The 15,737-nt window shown below is 43.1% G+C and carries 13 protein-coding genes and 3 riboswitches; of the genes, 12 read left to right on the top strand and 1 reads right to left on the bottom strand.

Annotated features, from left to right (window positions below):
* Position 1: 1 nt before the first annotated feature.
* Positions 2–1,156, bottom strand: coding sequence for an acetyl-CoA C-acyltransferase (locus tag ACGTNH_RS17650; protein WP_394588248.1), 1,155 nt, complete (start codon positions 1,154–1,156; stop codon positions 2–4).
* Positions 1,157–1,218: 62 nt separating this feature from the next.
* Positions 1,219–1,324: riboswitch (SAM riboswitch) on the bottom strand.
* A gap of 64 nt (positions 1,325–1,388) precedes the next feature.
* Positions 1,389–1,494: riboswitch (SAM riboswitch) on the bottom strand.
* Between the two features lie 200 nt (positions 1,495–1,694).
* Between ACGTNH_RS17650 and ACGTNH_RS17645 the strand changes: the two genes are divergently transcribed.
* The 12 genes from ACGTNH_RS17645 to ACGTNH_RS17590 all read left to right on the top strand — a co-directional run bounded on the left by ACGTNH_RS17645 (position 1,695) and on the right by ACGTNH_RS17590 (position 15,720).
* The gene (locus ACGTNH_RS17645; RefSeq protein ID WP_394588247.1) at positions 1,695–2,213 is read left to right on the top strand and encodes a 3-dehydroquinate synthase II domain-containing protein; all 519 of its coding nucleotides are present in this window, start codon (positions 1,695–1,697) and stop codon (positions 2,211–2,213) included.
* 85 nt (positions 2,214–2,298) lie between these two features.
* Positions 2,299–2,745, top strand: a complete 447-nt coding sequence (locus ACGTNH_RS17640; protein ID WP_394588246.1) for a YueI family protein — start codon at positions 2,299–2,301, stop codon at positions 2,743–2,745.
* Positions 2,746–2,874: 129 nt separating this feature from the next.
* Positions 2,875–2,987: riboswitch (TPP riboswitch) on the top strand.
* 107 nt (positions 2,988–3,094) lie between these two features.
* Positions 3,095–3,691, top strand: coding sequence for a thiamine phosphate synthase (locus ACGTNH_RS17635; protein WP_394588245.1), 597 nt, complete (start codon positions 3,095–3,097; stop codon positions 3,689–3,691).
* Positions 3,688–4,818 carry a glycine oxidase ThiO gene (gene thiO, locus ACGTNH_RS17630; protein ID WP_394588244.1) on the top strand — a complete coding sequence of 377 codons (1,131 nt, stop codon included), beginning with the start codon at positions 3,688–3,690 and terminating at the stop codon, positions 4,816–4,818. Before ACGTNH_RS17635 ends, thiO begins: the two co-directional genes overlap by 4 nt.
* On the top strand, positions 4,802–5,005 hold the full coding sequence (gene thiS, locus ACGTNH_RS17625) for a sulfur carrier protein ThiS (protein ID WP_394588243.1): 204 nt from the start codon (positions 4,802–4,804) through the stop codon (positions 5,003–5,005). Before thiO ends, thiS begins: the two co-directional genes overlap by 17 nt.
* Before the next feature lie 3 nt (positions 5,006–5,008).
* Positions 5,009–5,773, top strand: coding sequence for a thiazole synthase (locus ACGTNH_RS17620; protein WP_394588242.1), 765 nt, complete (start codon positions 5,009–5,011; stop codon positions 5,771–5,773).
* On the top strand, positions 5,773–6,789 hold the full coding sequence (locus ACGTNH_RS17615; RefSeq protein WP_394588241.1) for a ThiF family adenylyltransferase: 1,017 nt from the start codon (positions 5,773–5,775) through the stop codon (positions 6,787–6,789). Before ACGTNH_RS17620 ends, ACGTNH_RS17615 begins: the two co-directional genes overlap by 1 nt.
* Before the next feature lie 372 nt (positions 6,790–7,161).
* Positions 7,162–8,130, top strand: coding sequence for a LacI family DNA-binding transcriptional regulator (locus ACGTNH_RS17610; RefSeq protein ID WP_394588240.1), 969 nt, complete (start codon positions 7,162–7,164; stop codon positions 8,128–8,130).
* A 38-nt stretch (positions 8,131–8,168) separates the two neighbouring features.
* Positions 8,169–10,481, top strand: coding sequence for a beta-galactosidase (locus ACGTNH_RS17605; RefSeq protein WP_394588239.1), 2,313 nt, complete (start codon positions 8,169–8,171; stop codon positions 10,479–10,481).
* A 23-nt stretch (positions 10,482–10,504) separates the two neighbouring features.
* Complete coding sequence (locus ACGTNH_RS17600; RefSeq protein WP_394588238.1) at positions 10,505–11,881, top strand: ABC transporter substrate-binding protein; 1,377 nt, start codon at positions 10,505–10,507, stop codon at positions 11,879–11,881.
* Between the two features lie 28 nt (positions 11,882–11,909).
* Positions 11,910–14,840, top strand: a complete 2,931-nt coding sequence (locus ACGTNH_RS17595; protein WP_394588237.1) for an extracellular solute-binding protein — start codon at positions 11,910–11,912, stop codon at positions 14,838–14,840.
* On the top strand, positions 14,833–15,720 hold the full coding sequence (locus ACGTNH_RS17590) for a carbohydrate ABC transporter permease (RefSeq protein ID WP_394588236.1): 888 nt from the start codon (positions 14,833–14,835) through the stop codon (positions 15,718–15,720). The genes ACGTNH_RS17595 and ACGTNH_RS17590 overlap by 8 nt, the downstream gene beginning before the upstream one ends.
* The last annotated feature ends 17 nt before the right edge of the window (positions 15,721–15,737 follow it).

Below are 15,737 nucleotides of genomic sequence, written 5' to 3'. Positions count from 1 at the left end.
TTTATGATTGAGCTACTTCGATGAGGATTGCCATACCTTGCCCGCCCCCACCGCATAGGGAGGCGATGCCTTTTCCTCCGCCGCGTCTTTTTAGTTCATGAGCGAGAGTGAGTACAAGACGGAATCCAGTGCCGCCAAGCGGGTGGCCTAGAGCAATAGCACCGCCGTTAACATTCACGCGGCTGTAATCTATGGCGAGATCCCGGCAGCTGGCAATTACAACACTTGCAAATGCTTCATTGATTTCGTATAAATCGATATCGTCTGTCGATAAGTTATGTTTGTCTAAAAGTTTTCTGATGGCTTTTGCTGGTTTGGTTTGTAAGCTTGTATCCGGACCAGCCACCTCAGACCAGTCGATAATTTCGGCTAGCGGTGAATATCCAAGCTCCTCAGCCTTTTTTTCAGTTGTTACGATCCCAATGCTTGCTCCATCCGTCATTTGTGATGCATTTCCCGCTGTAATTGTTCCATCTTGAGAAAAAGCAGGGGATAGAGATGCAAGCTTTTCAGCTGTTGTATTGGCGCGGACACCTTCATCTTGATCCAATACATTGAATAGAGGGCTGATTTCATCGTTCAGCGACCCATTCTTTTGCGCTTCAGCAGCTCTCTGTTGAGAAAAAGCCGCGTAATCATCCTGCTCCTGACGATTGATATCAAAACTGCGGTTAATTTCATCGGTCAGGGCACCCATTGAAATATCCGTTAATGAGCACCATAATCCGTCATTGAGTAGTGTATCTTTAAGCTGAACATGCCCAATACTTGATGACATTCGCACGGGAGCAGTGTGAGGTGCATTCGTCATGGAATCGAAACCGCCCACAATGTATAGTTCACCTTCGTTCAGTTGTAAGCGCCGGGAAGCATCAGCAATCGTAGCGATTCCCCCCAGACAAACGTTATTTAGAGTAATCGCTGGAACAGCCGCATCGACTCCTGCTTTAAAAGCAGCCTGACGAGCAGGATTCTGTCCCTGGCCTGCCTGAATCACTTGAGCGAGCAGTACTCCGTCAGCCTGTTTAGCCTCTGGGTATTTTTTTAGTAAAGGAGTGAGTGCTTCTTTCCCTAAATCAGTTGCTGATAGTTTTCTTAACGCACCTTTCCACTTTCCAAAAGGGATGCGGGTTCCATCTAAAAGTACAGTTTTCATTTGATTTCTCTCCTTTTTATAGAAAAAGCTCTCTTCAAGGATAAGAAGAGAGCTTTATTCTCTTCTTATCTTCCAGGATTTCTCCTGCAGGAATTAGCACCTTTTCAAGCGTTGCCTGATGGTTGCCGGGCGTCAACGGGCCAGTCCCTCTGCCTCTCTGGATAAGAAAATCGTATTCAAATAAAAACCTCTCTATTTTTTAAAAATAGAGAGGTTCAAGAGATAAATTATTCTCTTATCTTCCCGAGCAATCGCTCAGTAGGATTTGGCACCGTGCTATATAAAATAGCGGTTGCCGGGCTTCGCAGGGCCAGTCCCTCCACCTCTCTGGATAAGAATACGTCGTTTATTAAGTTACCTGTGATAATATCAATTAATTTTATTAGTGTCAATGGAATTTCATGAAATATCCGAAAATTAATAGTGTGGCAACGTGAAGAGAAAAGGAATGCTATCAGTGGACAAGAGTAGTTTAAAAGCATGAAAATAAAAGTAAAAGCTAGAGGAAGGATCGATTCATAACATGAGCAGGGAATTTGTGGAGGTAACAAAAATAGAGGAAATTGGAGAAGGAAGGAGAGTCTGTTTAGATTTTATCGATATTTTATACTCATCAGACGGATTATACATTGGAAACACAGGGCATGGATATTTAAAAGTCTTGGCTGAAAACCGTGAATCTAAAGATTATCCCGCTCGACCTTTTCGCATCAATTGCGGCTCTTTTCATCAATACTTGTATCAATCCGGTAAAACCTATTATCTTCATGAGTTAACCCCGGGTGAGAAGCTGATACTTTCGGGTGAAGAAGAGCGGGAGGTTGCAATTGGGCGAGTGAAAATAGAGAAACGTCCATTTGTAAGAGTGGAGTGTAAAAGCAGCGATGGAACGATTTCAGCCACTTTGCAAAACTCCTCCAGTGTTTATTTACAAGAGGAAAGCGAAGGAGAAATCTCAATATTGGATGTAAAAGAGGGACAAAAAGTGATGGGATTACGAGACGAGCCAGGACGGCATTTAGGTCAGCGAATTGATGAAGAAATTGTGGAGAAATAGATGAAAGCACCTCTCCTTTCATGCTTTTTTGAATGGACTATGATTTAGGATGGATAATAGGAACAGAGCAGATGAGGTGATTATGATGAAGAAAACAAATGTAGATGAATATTTGCAAGAAGGAATATACGGGACCCGACAAACGAAACCAGGGGAACGTAAAAGGTACCTGGGCACTCTCCGAGAGCGTATCATTCTAATATTAATGAAAGGCCAGGTGATGCAAGAGGCCGGGATTGAAGAGTTGTCCCAGGAAATGAAGCGGCATAAGGATGCCAAGCTTCTGTTGAATGGAGAAGTAAGCTACCGTTTCCGCAAACCCTATAGACAATTGGCAGACCAACACTCTATTCATCACACCGAAGTGTCCAATCAGGAGTCAGATACAGATATCGGAGCTATCCTTTACGTGGATTATGCAATAGAAAAAGAAAACATCCACATGAAAAAGAAAAAAGAAGTTAAAGAAGTAGAAAATAAAAACAGTGGAGTTAAAGGGTTTCTGAAGTCACTGTTTAAAAGCTCTAATTGATAGAACAGTCGGCCGAGCTTTAGTAAGAAGTAGGTCTTAAGTATCAATAGGTGAAAAGTTGAAGTTTTTAATAGACCGAGGATGATAAATAAGGTAAAGTAAATACCAAATCATTTCCAAAATTTAATAGTGATGCACTAGGGGTGCCTTTTAATTAAAGGCTGAGATCAAAGTACAACTTTGGGACTCTTTGAACCTGAACTGGCTTCAATACCAGCGGAGGAAAGTGACCGAATGACTGACGTAATATAGAGTGATCTATATTCTACACGTTCTTCTATCTAAGCTATGCCACTTTCCTATCCTGGAAAGTGGCATTTTTTAAAGTCTAAATGGAAGGAGGGACGTAATGAGGCTTACTGCTGTAACGAATGGTCGATTGGAAAAAACTCACTTGAGAAAGGTGATGAAAGAAATGGCGCCGTTCGTTGATGCCATTTTAGTAAGAGAAATGCAAAAATCTCCTCAAGAATATCTGACGTTAATAAAAGAATTAATAGCTGAGGGGATACCAAGGGAGAAACTATGGATTCACAGTCGTGCAGATATCGCCTGTATGACGGGTGTTCATCAACTTCATCTCCCGGAAAAAGGTATCACGGTTAAGGAGGTGAAGGAATCTTACCCATTCTTAAAGGTAGGGCAGGCTGTTCATTCTTTATCGGCCGCGAAGCAAGCGGAGGAAGAGGGTGCAGATTATGTCATGTTCGGTCACATTTTTCCTACGGATAGTAAAAAAGGGAAAAGGGCGAGAGGATTGGAAGAATTGAAGGAGTTGACTTCTACTCTTCGTATCCCTGTCATCGCCATTGGAGGTATTACGGTTGAGAAAGTGAAGGATTTACATGCAGTACACGCGAAGGGGGCGGCTGTGATGTCAGGAATTATTAACGCATCTGCCCCTGCTGAAGCGGCTCGACAATACCAAAAGGAGGCTAAGACTTGAAGAATAACCACTGCGATGTGTTGATTATTGGCGGCGGTATTATCGGTCATTCGATTTCTTGTTATTTAAATAAAAGCGGCGTTCACGCAGCTGTAGTGGAGAAACAAGCGAGTGGAGGAAAAGCCACACAAGCTGCAGCAGGTATGCTTGGTGTTCATACGGAAAATGAAGGCGTCGGAAAGTATCATCAATTTTGTGAAAAGAGCAGGGATATGTACACGGGATTAGCTCAAGAATTAAGGGAGCTTACGTCTATTGATATCGGCCTTTCACACTTTGGAATGATGGAAATCGCTGTAAAAGATGAAGAGAAAGAAGCTTTACTTTTGAAAAAATCAACTTTTCGAAACTTGGAATGGCTGGAAACTCCAATAGATCGTATTCCTTCTCTTTCGGACAAAGCATCAGGCGCGCTATTTATGAAAGATGATGGCCATGTCGAGCCGCGTCAAGTTTGCGAGTCTTTTAAACGAGCGGCATTACTGTATGGCGGGGATTTGCTGGAGGATCGTACCGTCTTGCGTGTTAAAAATAATCAAGGAAGTTTCACTGTTCATCTAGATAGCTGTTCACTTACGGCCGAGCATGTTGTGGTCGCATCCGGAGCGGAAAGCGGCCAGTGGTTTGAAACGACAGGCCTGCCTAATCCTATCGTTCCGACAAAAGGTGAAAGTTTTTCGATAAAATTGCGAGAAAACTATTTTAACGAAGCTTTATTTTTCCGCGATTTTTACGTCGTTCCAAAGCCAGATGGACGCTGCATTATTGGGGCTACCTCGAAGCCTGACGACAAAACTACAAATACGTCAGTGGGCGGGCTATCCAGTCTCATGAACCTACTGTTTTCCCTATTCCCGGAGTGGAAGGAGGCAGCTTTTCAAGACTTCTGGTCTGGGATCCGGCCAGGTACAGAAGATGGGGTCCCGGTTATAGGAGAGCACCCTTTCATTTCGAATCTATACTTTGCAACGGGCCACTACCGAAATGGTATTCTTTTAGCTCCGGCTACGGGGCAGCTTATCGAAAAACAGATCACAAAGAAACCGATTGATCCCTCCATCCAAGAACTGTTTTCCCCAAGCCGCTTAGCTGAGAAAGGAGAGTGGACTTATGAATATTCAAGTTAATGGTCGTTCGATAGAGTTTCCAAAAAACGAGGCGACGATTGCTGAGCTGCTGGAAAGCTATCACATTCAAAAGAAGATTTCAGTCGTAGAGCATAACAAAGAAATAGTGAAGAAAACGGACTATGAACACACGAAACTAGCCGATGGTGACCATTTAGAAATCGTCCATTTTGTAGGAGGAGGATAAGTAATGTTAAAAATTGGAGAGCACACCTTTCAGTCACGCCTAATGCTAGGGACAGGTAAATATCCGAATTTCACCAGTCAAAAAGAAGCGGTCAATGTATCTGGAACTGAGATTTTAACGTTTGCCGTCAGACGGATGGATATTTTTGATTCCAAGGAACCGAATTTATTAGAAGAGCTTGATCTGGAAAAATATTCTCTGCTCCCAAATACAGCAGGAGCGAAAACGGCGGAGGAAGCGGTCAGAATTGCCCGTTTAGCCAAAGCTTCGGAACTATGCGATATGATTAAGGTCGAAGTGATTGGCTGTGATAAGACGCTGCTGCCGGATCCTTTTGAAACGATGAAAGCTTCGGTACAGCTTCTGGAAGAAGGGTTCACCGTCCTTACGTATACGTCCGATGATGTGGTGCTGGCGAGACGTTTAGAGGAGGAGGGTGTCCATGCCATTATGCCAGGAGCTTCTCCGATCGGTTCTGGTCAGGGAGTTGTAAACCCACTGAATCTTCAGTTTATCATTGAACAATCAAACATCCCTGTGATCGTAGATGCGGGAATCGGCGCGCCTAGTGATGCTTCCTATGCAATGGAACTTGGCGCTGATGGGATTTTATTAAATACAGCGGTTTCCGGTGCCGGGGATCCTGTAAGAATGGCCGAAGCAATGAAGCTGGCGATTGAGTCCGGACGCCTGGGCTATGAAGCGGGCAGAATTCCTAGAAAAACATACGCGTCCAAAAGCAGTCCGGAAAGCGGGATGATCGGTTGATGTCGGAACGTTATTCCCGCCAAGAACGTTTTGCTCCAATCGGTCGTGAGGGACAGGATCAGCTTTCTCAAAAGCACGTACTCATTGTTGGAGCCGGAGCCTTGGGAGGTGCAAATGCCGAAATGCTGGCGCGAGCCGGTGTTGGGAAAATCACAATTATCGACCGTGATTACATCGAGTGGAGCAACCTTGGCCGCCAGCAGCTTTATACAGAAGAAGATGCGGTATCTTTACGAACGAAAGCTTCAGCAGCTGAACAACGTTTGCGCGCGATCAACTCCGATATTGAAGTCTACGGGATGGCTCAGGAATTTGAAGAGGAAACAGCCGAGACGTTGGTTGAGGGAGTGGACTTTTTAATCGATGGTACTGATAATTTTCAGACGCGTTTCGTCATTAATGACGTTGCAGCAAAATTAAACGTGCCGTGGGTGTATGGCGGATGTTTGAAAAGCTATGGGATCGTTCTCCCTATATTTCCAGGGAAAACGCCCTGCTTGCACTGTCTTATCGATCACTTGCCGCAAGAAGGAGGCACATGCGATACCGTAGGAATTATTGGGCCGGCTGTCCAAATGACAGCCGCTTATCAAACAGCGGAATGCTTGAAGTTTCTTACTGGGCACGCGATGTCTAAAGAGATGATTTATGTTGATGTGTGGGGTCGTGAGTATTCTTCCATTAATGTTAGTAAGCTTATTGATAAAGAATGTTCTTCTTGTTCTAGTAAGGCCGTTTATCCTTATTTAAAGAAGGTGAAAGGTTTAAGGACAGCCATGCTCTGCGGAAGAAACACCGTTCAAGTTAGACCTTCCCAATTATCTATACTATCTCTATCGGAATTGAGCCGCCACTTAAAGCCTTTAACTGAAAGGGTTAAAGGAAATGGTGATTTGCTCATGTTTCATGTCGAGGACGTACGTTTTGTGGTGTTCAAAGACGGTAGAACATTGATTCATGGGACGGAGGATGTGCAGGAAGCGAAGAAGTTGTACCAGCGATATATCGGTGCATAAGATCGAGCTGGGGGGAGATTGAATAAATAATCCGGACGATTCTATCGAATCATTTCGGATTATTTATTCTTTAAGAAGGATGTACACCATCGCTCCCTCAAAGTACTTCGCTTTCTATAAACTCGGTCTCAGCTTCCCCGGAAAACAAATTACGATTTCCTGCCGGATCTTCGATTCCCCAGAATTAGGGGGAAATATTATAGAATACTTGTATTAATGTCCTTCTTTAGTATGGTCCATTAATTTCCAGCAAGTAATTGTGGAAAATTTCAGAAAATATATTGTAATCGCTTTCACTATTAGTTATAATTTTTATTGAAACGTTTCAATGAATTTATTTTAGTATCTATAAGGTAAGAGAAGAGGGAAGACTTGGCCACGTTAAAAGATGTTGCAAAGAAAGCAGAAGTGAGTGTTGCCACCGCCTCCTATGTCATGAATGGGAGTGAGTTGATAACTAAACCGACAAAGGATAAGGTGCTGGCGGCTGCTAAAGATCTTGGCTATCGTCCTAATGGAAATGCCAAAAATTTAAAGAAAAACAAGACAAACATTATAGGACTCTTCTTGAGTGGATTCACAGGTCCGTTTTTTAATGAACTGTTAGAAGGAATTCAAGATACGGTCATTAAGAGAGGATACGAAATGGTCGTATGCGCATCGGATCATAAGCATCGTTTGCTGCTGGAACGTTATGTGGACGGGGCTATTATTCTTAACTATCATATCGGCAACGAATTGTTGAACGGCCTGGCGAGTGACAAGTTTCCGATCGTAGTATTAGACCGCGAATTAGTAAACCCGCATGTGAAGCAGATGTTGTTACCGAATAAGCTTGGAATGGAAGATACGGTGAATCACTTAGTAGAAAAAGGGCATAAGCGTATTGGGTTTATCGCCGGTTCTAAAGAGTCCTTCGATGGAGAAAGCCGCTTAGAAGGGTTTAAAGAATCGCTCGCTGATCGAGGGTTGAAGTTTCAGGACTCCGATTTAATCCGAGCCGATTTTACAGAAATCAGCGCACTGCTTAGTATGAATAAGTTCCTCGAAGCAAACAAGGAGTTTCCAACGGCTTTTGTATCAGCTAACGATGAAATGGCAATGGGAGCAATTAAAGCTGTTCAGCAGATAGGATTAAAGGTGCCTGAAGATATTGCATTCGTCGGCTTTGATGACATTGATTTATCTCGATACATCCAGCCGGCTTTAACAACAGTACGCGTGGAAAAAAAACGGTGGGGGCAAATGGCAGCAGAAACCCTGTTCGATATGCTGGAAAAAAACCCTAAACTTAATGAACGGGAGATCCCCATTGAGTTTGTTCCACGTCAATCAAGCTAAGGGGGGATGAAAAAATTCAAGTAAAAGAAGAAAAGATTATGATTAATGGAAAAGAAACCGTACTTTTTGGTGCTGAGCTTCATTATTTTCGTATTCCTAAAGAAGATTGGGGAGCACGTATCCACCAGGTGAAGGATGCAGGTATTAATATGATCAGCACATATGTGCCGTGGGTGTTTCATGAATACGAGGAAGGATCCATAGATTTGACAGGAGTGACGAGGAGAGAGCGTGATTTTGAAGGCTTCTTACAGCTGGTGGCTGAAGAGGATATGTACTGTTTAGTCCGGCCTGGCCCTTATGTGATGGCAGAGATTGTTGATCACGGGGTGCCGCCCTGGTTAATTGACCATTATCCGGAAGTTCTGGCGCTAACGGAGAAGGGAGAGAGCCACCCGACGAGAGTTGTCAGCTACATGCACCCGACTTTTTTAGAGAAAGTGGAGAGCTGGTATCATTCTGTGTGTGCTGTAATTAAGCCTTTTCAAATCGCTTACGGCGGTCCTGTTATCATGTTTCAGCTTGATAATGAGGTTGGAATGTTTCACTGGGTGACCAATCAAGGTGATTATAATAACGTAACAAAGCAGCAATTTGAGCAATACTTAGAAGATAACGAAGTCAACAAAGAGGATTCAATCAAGCACATGAAAAAGCATACGGGAGAACGGCCGGCGGAAAAGTTGAAACACGAATACTACCTATTTATGCGTAAGCATTATCGCTTGTATCTCGAGCATTTAAAATCACTCGCTCAAATAGAAGGGATCTCGGTTCCTTTTATTATTAATATTCACGGCTTTCATACGATTGACTTTTTAAAAAGAGGAACACGTTATCCTGTTGGCATCGCGCAGCTGATGGAAGCGGCGAAAATGGATGACACGCTTGTCGCAGGAGATTACTACATTGGCAATATTGAATTCGATAACTATGTGGATATCGTCCTCGCCAATTCATTTACAAAAGCGATTCAATCCCCGGATCAGCCGCTGTTCTCAGCTGAATTCCAGGGAGGATCAGCGTCTGATAAGCCAAGGCTTCAGCCTAGTACATTCGACTTGACAACACGTCTCTGTTTTGCGAATGGAATGAATGCTGTGAACTACTACATGTTTGTCGGCGGTGAAAACTATGAAGATATTGGTTTGAACGGTAGAAGGCATGAGTGGCAGGCGCCATTGACTGCTTCTGGTGAAAAGAAACCACATTTTGATGTGATTCAGCATTTAGGACAGATGTATCGAACCTTTGAAAAGCCTCTTATGAATGCTAAACAGACGACCCAGACCTGCTTTGCATTTTACCCTGATTACTACGCCACAGAATATAGTAATCTTTTTTCTTCACCTTTAATTGAAACGTTTCAATTTGAGAGAGATTTAAATATCTATAATGGTGTTGCTAAAGGACTAAGAGTCAATCGAATCGTTTATGATAGCTTGAACATTCAAGATAACAGACGAATCAATGTGAATGAAGTACCGACCTTATGGATGTTTTCTATGAAATGGATGGACAAGCAGGTTCAGCAAAAGCTCATTAATTATCTGGAAGACGGGGGGCATCTTGTACTCTTTCCATCGATTCCAACAAATGATCTCAATGGCAAGGAATGTACCCTGCTTAAAGATTACATTGATGTTGGACTAAATGGACGCAGACAAGGTTTTGTAAAGGTTGGGGACATTGACAGTGTACAGACACAATATGTGGAAACCTTTGATGTCAAAGAAGGAGCGTTCGCCTGGACGGAAGATGAAAGAAAAGATGTGACGGCCTTTGAAAAAAGACTGGGTCAAGGGAAGTTGATCGTTTTTGGCGTCGGGTTGGAGCTTGATTTTAATTATAAATATGAAGTGATTCGCTATCTGGCTGAGCAAGCGGATGTATATAGTGAGTTTACTTTACAACAGGAATTAGACGTTTCCGTTCGAGAGATTAACGAAGATAGTTACTTTCTTTTTCTCCACAATTTTGATGAGTATGAGAAGGAGACTTCAGTTACTAGAAACGAACAGCGTTTGTTTGATGGTAGATCCATCACAGTGCCTGGAAAAAGCGGGCTGATGCTGCCGATTAACATTCCAATAGCAGATGAGATAACGATCTCTTACGCCACAGCAGAAATTTACTGCTTAGAAGAATCTATGGACGCATTATCTATGAAAGTAAAACTAAAACAGGGAGAAGAAGTGCTTTTTATTGAAACGTTTAAATGGAAACCTGTAGAAGCTCCAGGTATGAAAGTTGAAAAAGTATCGAACGAACAGTTTAAAGTGATATTCCTTCGCTCTTTAGAGCAAGAAATAAAGATAGACTTTGAGAATTGTAACAGTCCTGGATTCTAAAAATAATAGAAGAGGTGTATGTGATGAAAAAATGGTTGGCTGTAATTACGTTGTTTGCAATCTTTTCCCTTCTGGCTGCTTGTTCAGATAATTCCTCATCAGAGGAGGAAGAAGACTCCGGAAGTAATGAAAACAGTGATGGAGTAACAATTACCATTGCCAGCTGGGCTTTCGGTTCTGAAGGAGAAACAAACTTAAACCGAATGATGATTGATGCTTTTATGGAGGAGCATCCTGACATCAATGTTGAGATTGATGAATCGATCAGCGATCCATGGGAGGAATCACTGGCTTCTGCAGCAAGTGGAGGAGAGATGCCGGATGTATTTTCAATAGCTCACGTGCCCACGGGTATTGCCAATGACTGGATGATGGATGTCAGCGAATTTGTTGAAGAAGATGAGGAATATGATCTTCTGCCTGAAACGGTAAGAGAAGCAATCACTTACAGCGATAGTGTGTATTCGGTCCCTTCATCACAGAATATCCTGGGCTATTTCGTAAATGAAGATCTATACGAACAGGCTAATCTAGATGTTCCGAGTCTTGGGATGAGCATCGATGAATTCGAAACAGCTGTCAGCGATATTACAAACGTAAATCAGGGAGTGATCGGCTTAAACGAGGCGAATGCCATTCCTGAATGGTATCCGGCTTCTGCAAGTGATGAGATGGGCTGGTATACCTTTAATGATGGCTTCTCTCTAGATAGTAACGAGTTTATCAGCGGGATCGATCTGGCCAATAACATCAATACGAATGGATATGCATACGCAACGTTATCTGAAGATGAAATGGCTAACTTCAATGGCGAAGATGCAAATGAAGTGTGGATGAACAATGGAATTGGAATCCGCTGGGATGGCACGTGGGCGATTGGCGTATATGAGCAAAATGCAGACTTTGAATGGGACTTTGTCGGTATTCCTGGGGACCGAACGGTTATTACCCATGACTTCTACGGTCTTTCCAGTTCCACAGAGCACCCTGAAGAAGCATATGAACTGGCTAAATGGATGGGATTTGGGAAAGACGGCTATATGAAACGTATGGAACTTGCTGATGAAGAGGAAGATGTCAGCTTATCCGGCGTACCGTTAATTACTGATGAAGAGGTTTTGGATGCTTATTTTGAAAGAGTAGATGTTCCAGGTCTTGAGGAAGCCTATGAAAATATTGAAAATGCTGTGATAGAGCCGTTTAAAACGACTCCGGGATATGGGCAAGCCCGCTGGGAAGCGCCTACTGGCGTATCAGTTGGTGATGAGTCCAATGCCACAATGGGACAGCTGATCGATGCGAGTGTATCAGGTGAGGAGAATATTGAAAATTACGCGAGTCAAATTAATGATCTAGCAAATCAGAAATATGAAGAAGAGCTTGAAGCAATCGGAGAGTAAAGTTTGAAAAAGTTGAGGAGGTAACATCATGAAGTCTAAAGTGCTGTTATGGTCGCTAATAATCCTTTTTCTAATTCCTCAGCCGGCTGCTCAAGCAAATGGTGATGATGAAATAGATGTTGATGAGCAGATCGAAGAGCAGAGTTATCACCTCGAACTCAACGAATGGAAGGAACAAGGTCTGGACAGTCCTGCTGAATTTGAGCAGGCTGTTCCGCCTTCTTCATTTACAGAAAGTAATGATGGTGAGTTATTGTCTTCATCGGATAGCCAGGGTTATGGGGATCGCGTATTCTATTGGCGTAATCAAGAGTCATTAACAGTTGAAGTCGAGGTTAAAGAAGAAGGTTTATATGAAATTGGATTTGATTATTTACCTCAAGGTGATTTGATCATGCCAATAGAGGGTGCAATTCAGGTTAACGGTGAATATCCTTTTGCAGAAAGCAGACAAATAGAATTCCCGAGTAAATGGAAGAATGAATCTGAGAATTTTGAAAAGGATCGATCTGGGAACGAGATAATCCCAGAGCAAGAGCCGATTGAAGAATGGGCGTATGTGAAAGCAGAGGATTCTACATATATGTACAAGCGTCCGCTTCAATTCCACTTAGAAGAAGGAAAAAATACAATTACGCTGCAAAATTTAAGAGGGGAAATGCTGGTAGGAGATGTGCACGTTACCTCCCCGGCTCAAATCCCTGAATATGAAAGCTATGTAGATAATTATCCAGATGCAGAGCAGCAAGACGAGCTTAAGACGTTTGAAGCCGAACATCCTTCTGAGAAAAACAGTTCTTATATAAGGCCTTCTGCTACGGAAGACCCTTCTGTTCATCCGTATGATCGAAAAAATCTTCTGCTCAATACGTTAGGCGGCGATTCATGGAGTGAACCAGGGCAAACGGTCAGCTGGGAGGTCGAAGCTGAAGAAGCTGGATTTTACCAGTTAACCTTTAAAACGATGCAGGATAATGAGTCAGAATCTCCTGTGTATCGGAAGGTATTGATTAACGATCATGTTCCATTTGAAGAAGTGGAACAGTATCAGTTTGGTTTTAGTAAGGAATGGGTGAACGAGACGATAAGCAGCGATGAAGGAGAACCATATCTCTTTTATTTAAAGGAAGGGGCCAACAAAGTAAGTTTGAAGGCAGACCCGTCCCCTCACGCCAACGTGTTATTTACAATCGATGAAGTGATGCAGGAGATTGATGAGCTTTCATTGTCGATTCGAAAGCTGGTCGGCAATCAACAAGCATCCCGTGACTGGGATATTGAGGAATATATTCCGGGGATTGATGAACAGGTTCTTGCCTGGTCTGACAAGCTGAATGAAGAAGTAAAGTATTTGCTGGATTTAAATAATGGGGCAGAGTCTACTGAAATCGCATCTTTGAAAATCGCGATTGATAAATTAAAGAACCTAGCAGCAAAACCTGATGAAATCCCCAACCGACTTACGCAATTATCTACAGGTTCTAACTCAGCTGCACAGCTGCTAGGAGATATTTCAATGGATTTATCCGCTCAGCCGCTGTCACTTGACAGGTTCTATGTACACGGTGAATCGGATTTACCTGATGCGGAGGCCGGGTTTTTTACAAAAACGAAAGACTCTGTAGCTAACTTTTTTCAATCATTTACTCAAGATAACTTAGCTACAGCAGATGTGGAAGATGACACGATCGAAGTATGGGTGAATCGCCCGCGCCAATATGTGGAGCTGCTTCAGAATATGACCGATCAGAATTTTACTCCGGAAACAGGGATTAAAGTAAAGTACTCGCTTATGCCGGATGAGCAGAAGCTGGTCCTGGCCAGTGCAGCTGATACACAGCCTGATTTAGCACTTGGAATAAGCAATTGGGTTCCCTACGAGTTAGCGATTCGAGGATCAGCTGTTGATTTAAGAGAATTCGATGATTTCAGCGAAGTAGGACAGCAGTTTTCTCCAGGAGCTTTCTTACCGTTAGTGATCGAAGATGGCGTTTACGCACTGCCTGAAACTCAGGATTTCTTTGTACAGTTCTATCGCAAGGACATTATCGAAGAGCTGGATATTCCTGTTCCAGACACGTGGGATGAAGTGACTGGCATATTGCCGGAATTGCAAAGGTACGGCATGAACTATTATACACCGCTGGCTGAAGAGTCTGCATTTAAACCTTTTCAGACGACTTCACCTTTCATATATCAGTTTGGCGGCAGTCTCTATGAAGAAGACGGGATCGGGACAACGATTGATGAAGAACGAGCTTTGGAAGGCATTCAGTTTATGGCGGATTTAAGCACGATTTACAGCATGCCGCTTCAAGTTCCTAGATTTTATAACCACTTCAGGTATTCTACCCTGCCGATTGGTGTGGCGCCTTTTAGTACGTATGTTGAGCTTACTACAGCTGCCCCCGAGATCTCAGGTTGGTGGGATATTACCCCTCAGCCTGGAGTTGAACAGGAAGATGGCACAGTAGAAAGATGGGCGCCAGGCTCAGGTCAGGCTTCCATGATTTTTGATAAAAGCGGCAAAAAGGATGACTCGTGGGAGCTGTTGAAATGGTGGATGTCTTCAGAGACGCAGACTGAATTTGCAGTAACGCTGCAAACGTTATTCGGCCCTGAATACATGTGGAACACAGCGAACCTGGAGTCGTTTGAGCAGCTGCCTTTACCGGAAGAACATAAGGAAGTTGTGCTTGAGCAGTGGGAGTATATGAAGGAGGTTCCGAAAACCCCCTACTCCTATATGGTCGAACGTGAGATTAGTAACGTGTGGAATAAGGTTGTATTTGATGGAGAAAATGCCCGTGCCTCTGTCGATGACAGTGTCATTTTAATTAACCGTGAAATGCGGAGAAAGTTAGAAGAATTCGATTATATGGATAACGGAGAAGTAGTCAAACCTTATGAAATTCCCACGATTGAAAAGGTGGAAGGGTGGATGGAATCTAATGAATAACAGAGAACATTTAAGTACATCTATATTTCTCGCCCCCTATTTACTGTTGTTCTCTATGTTTATTATTATCCCGGTGGCCATTGCCGTAGGATTATCGTTTACCTATTTCAATACCATTGAATTCCCATCTTTCATCGGGCTGTCCAATTATGTCAATATCATCACCCAGGATAATACGTTTATGCAGTATGTCTTGCCAAATACGCTGATCTTTTCGTTAATCGTTGGACCTGGGGGCTATATCCTTGCCTTTTTACTAGCGTGGATGCTGGCTCAGATTTCAAAAGGTCCGCGCACGATTTTAGCTTTAATTCTATTCTCGCCATCCATGACTGCAGGAGTTGCTATGGGAGTCGTTTGGAAAATTATTTTCAGCGGGGATCAGACAGGTTATTTAAACAATCTATTAATCTCTATGGGATTTATAACCGAGCCCATTCAGTTTCTCCAGTCTCCACAATACTTAATGATCATTATGATTTTAGTAACCTTGTGGGGAAGTATGGGCGTAGGGTTTCTCGCCATGCTGTCCGGGGTGCTGAATATTGATAGAGAAATCTATGAAGCTGCTTATATTGACGGCATTCGTAACAGATTTCAAGAGATTATTTACATTACGATTCCTTCAATGAAGCCGCAAATGCTGTTTGGTGCCGTGATGGCCGTGGTGACCACGTTCCAGGCAGGCGCGATCGGGGTGGAGCTTTCCGGACAGAACCCCACGCCGCAAAACGCTGGGCAGCTCATTGTGAATCATTTAGAAGATTTCGGTTTCATTCGATATGAAATGGGCTATGCAGCTGCCCTGTCGGTTCTACTGCTGCTCTTCATTTACGGATTCTCACGCGTGGCTATGAAGCTATTTGCTGAAAAAGATTAACGACTTACTAACTTACC

The organism is Halobacillus sp. B23F22_1 (assembly GCF_043497005.1).
Lineage (GTDB): Bacteria > Bacillota > Bacilli > Bacillales > Halobacillaceae > Halobacillus_A.
Note: the sequence above shows the minus strand (reverse complement) of the source record. Positions and strands in the feature narration are given on the sequence as shown.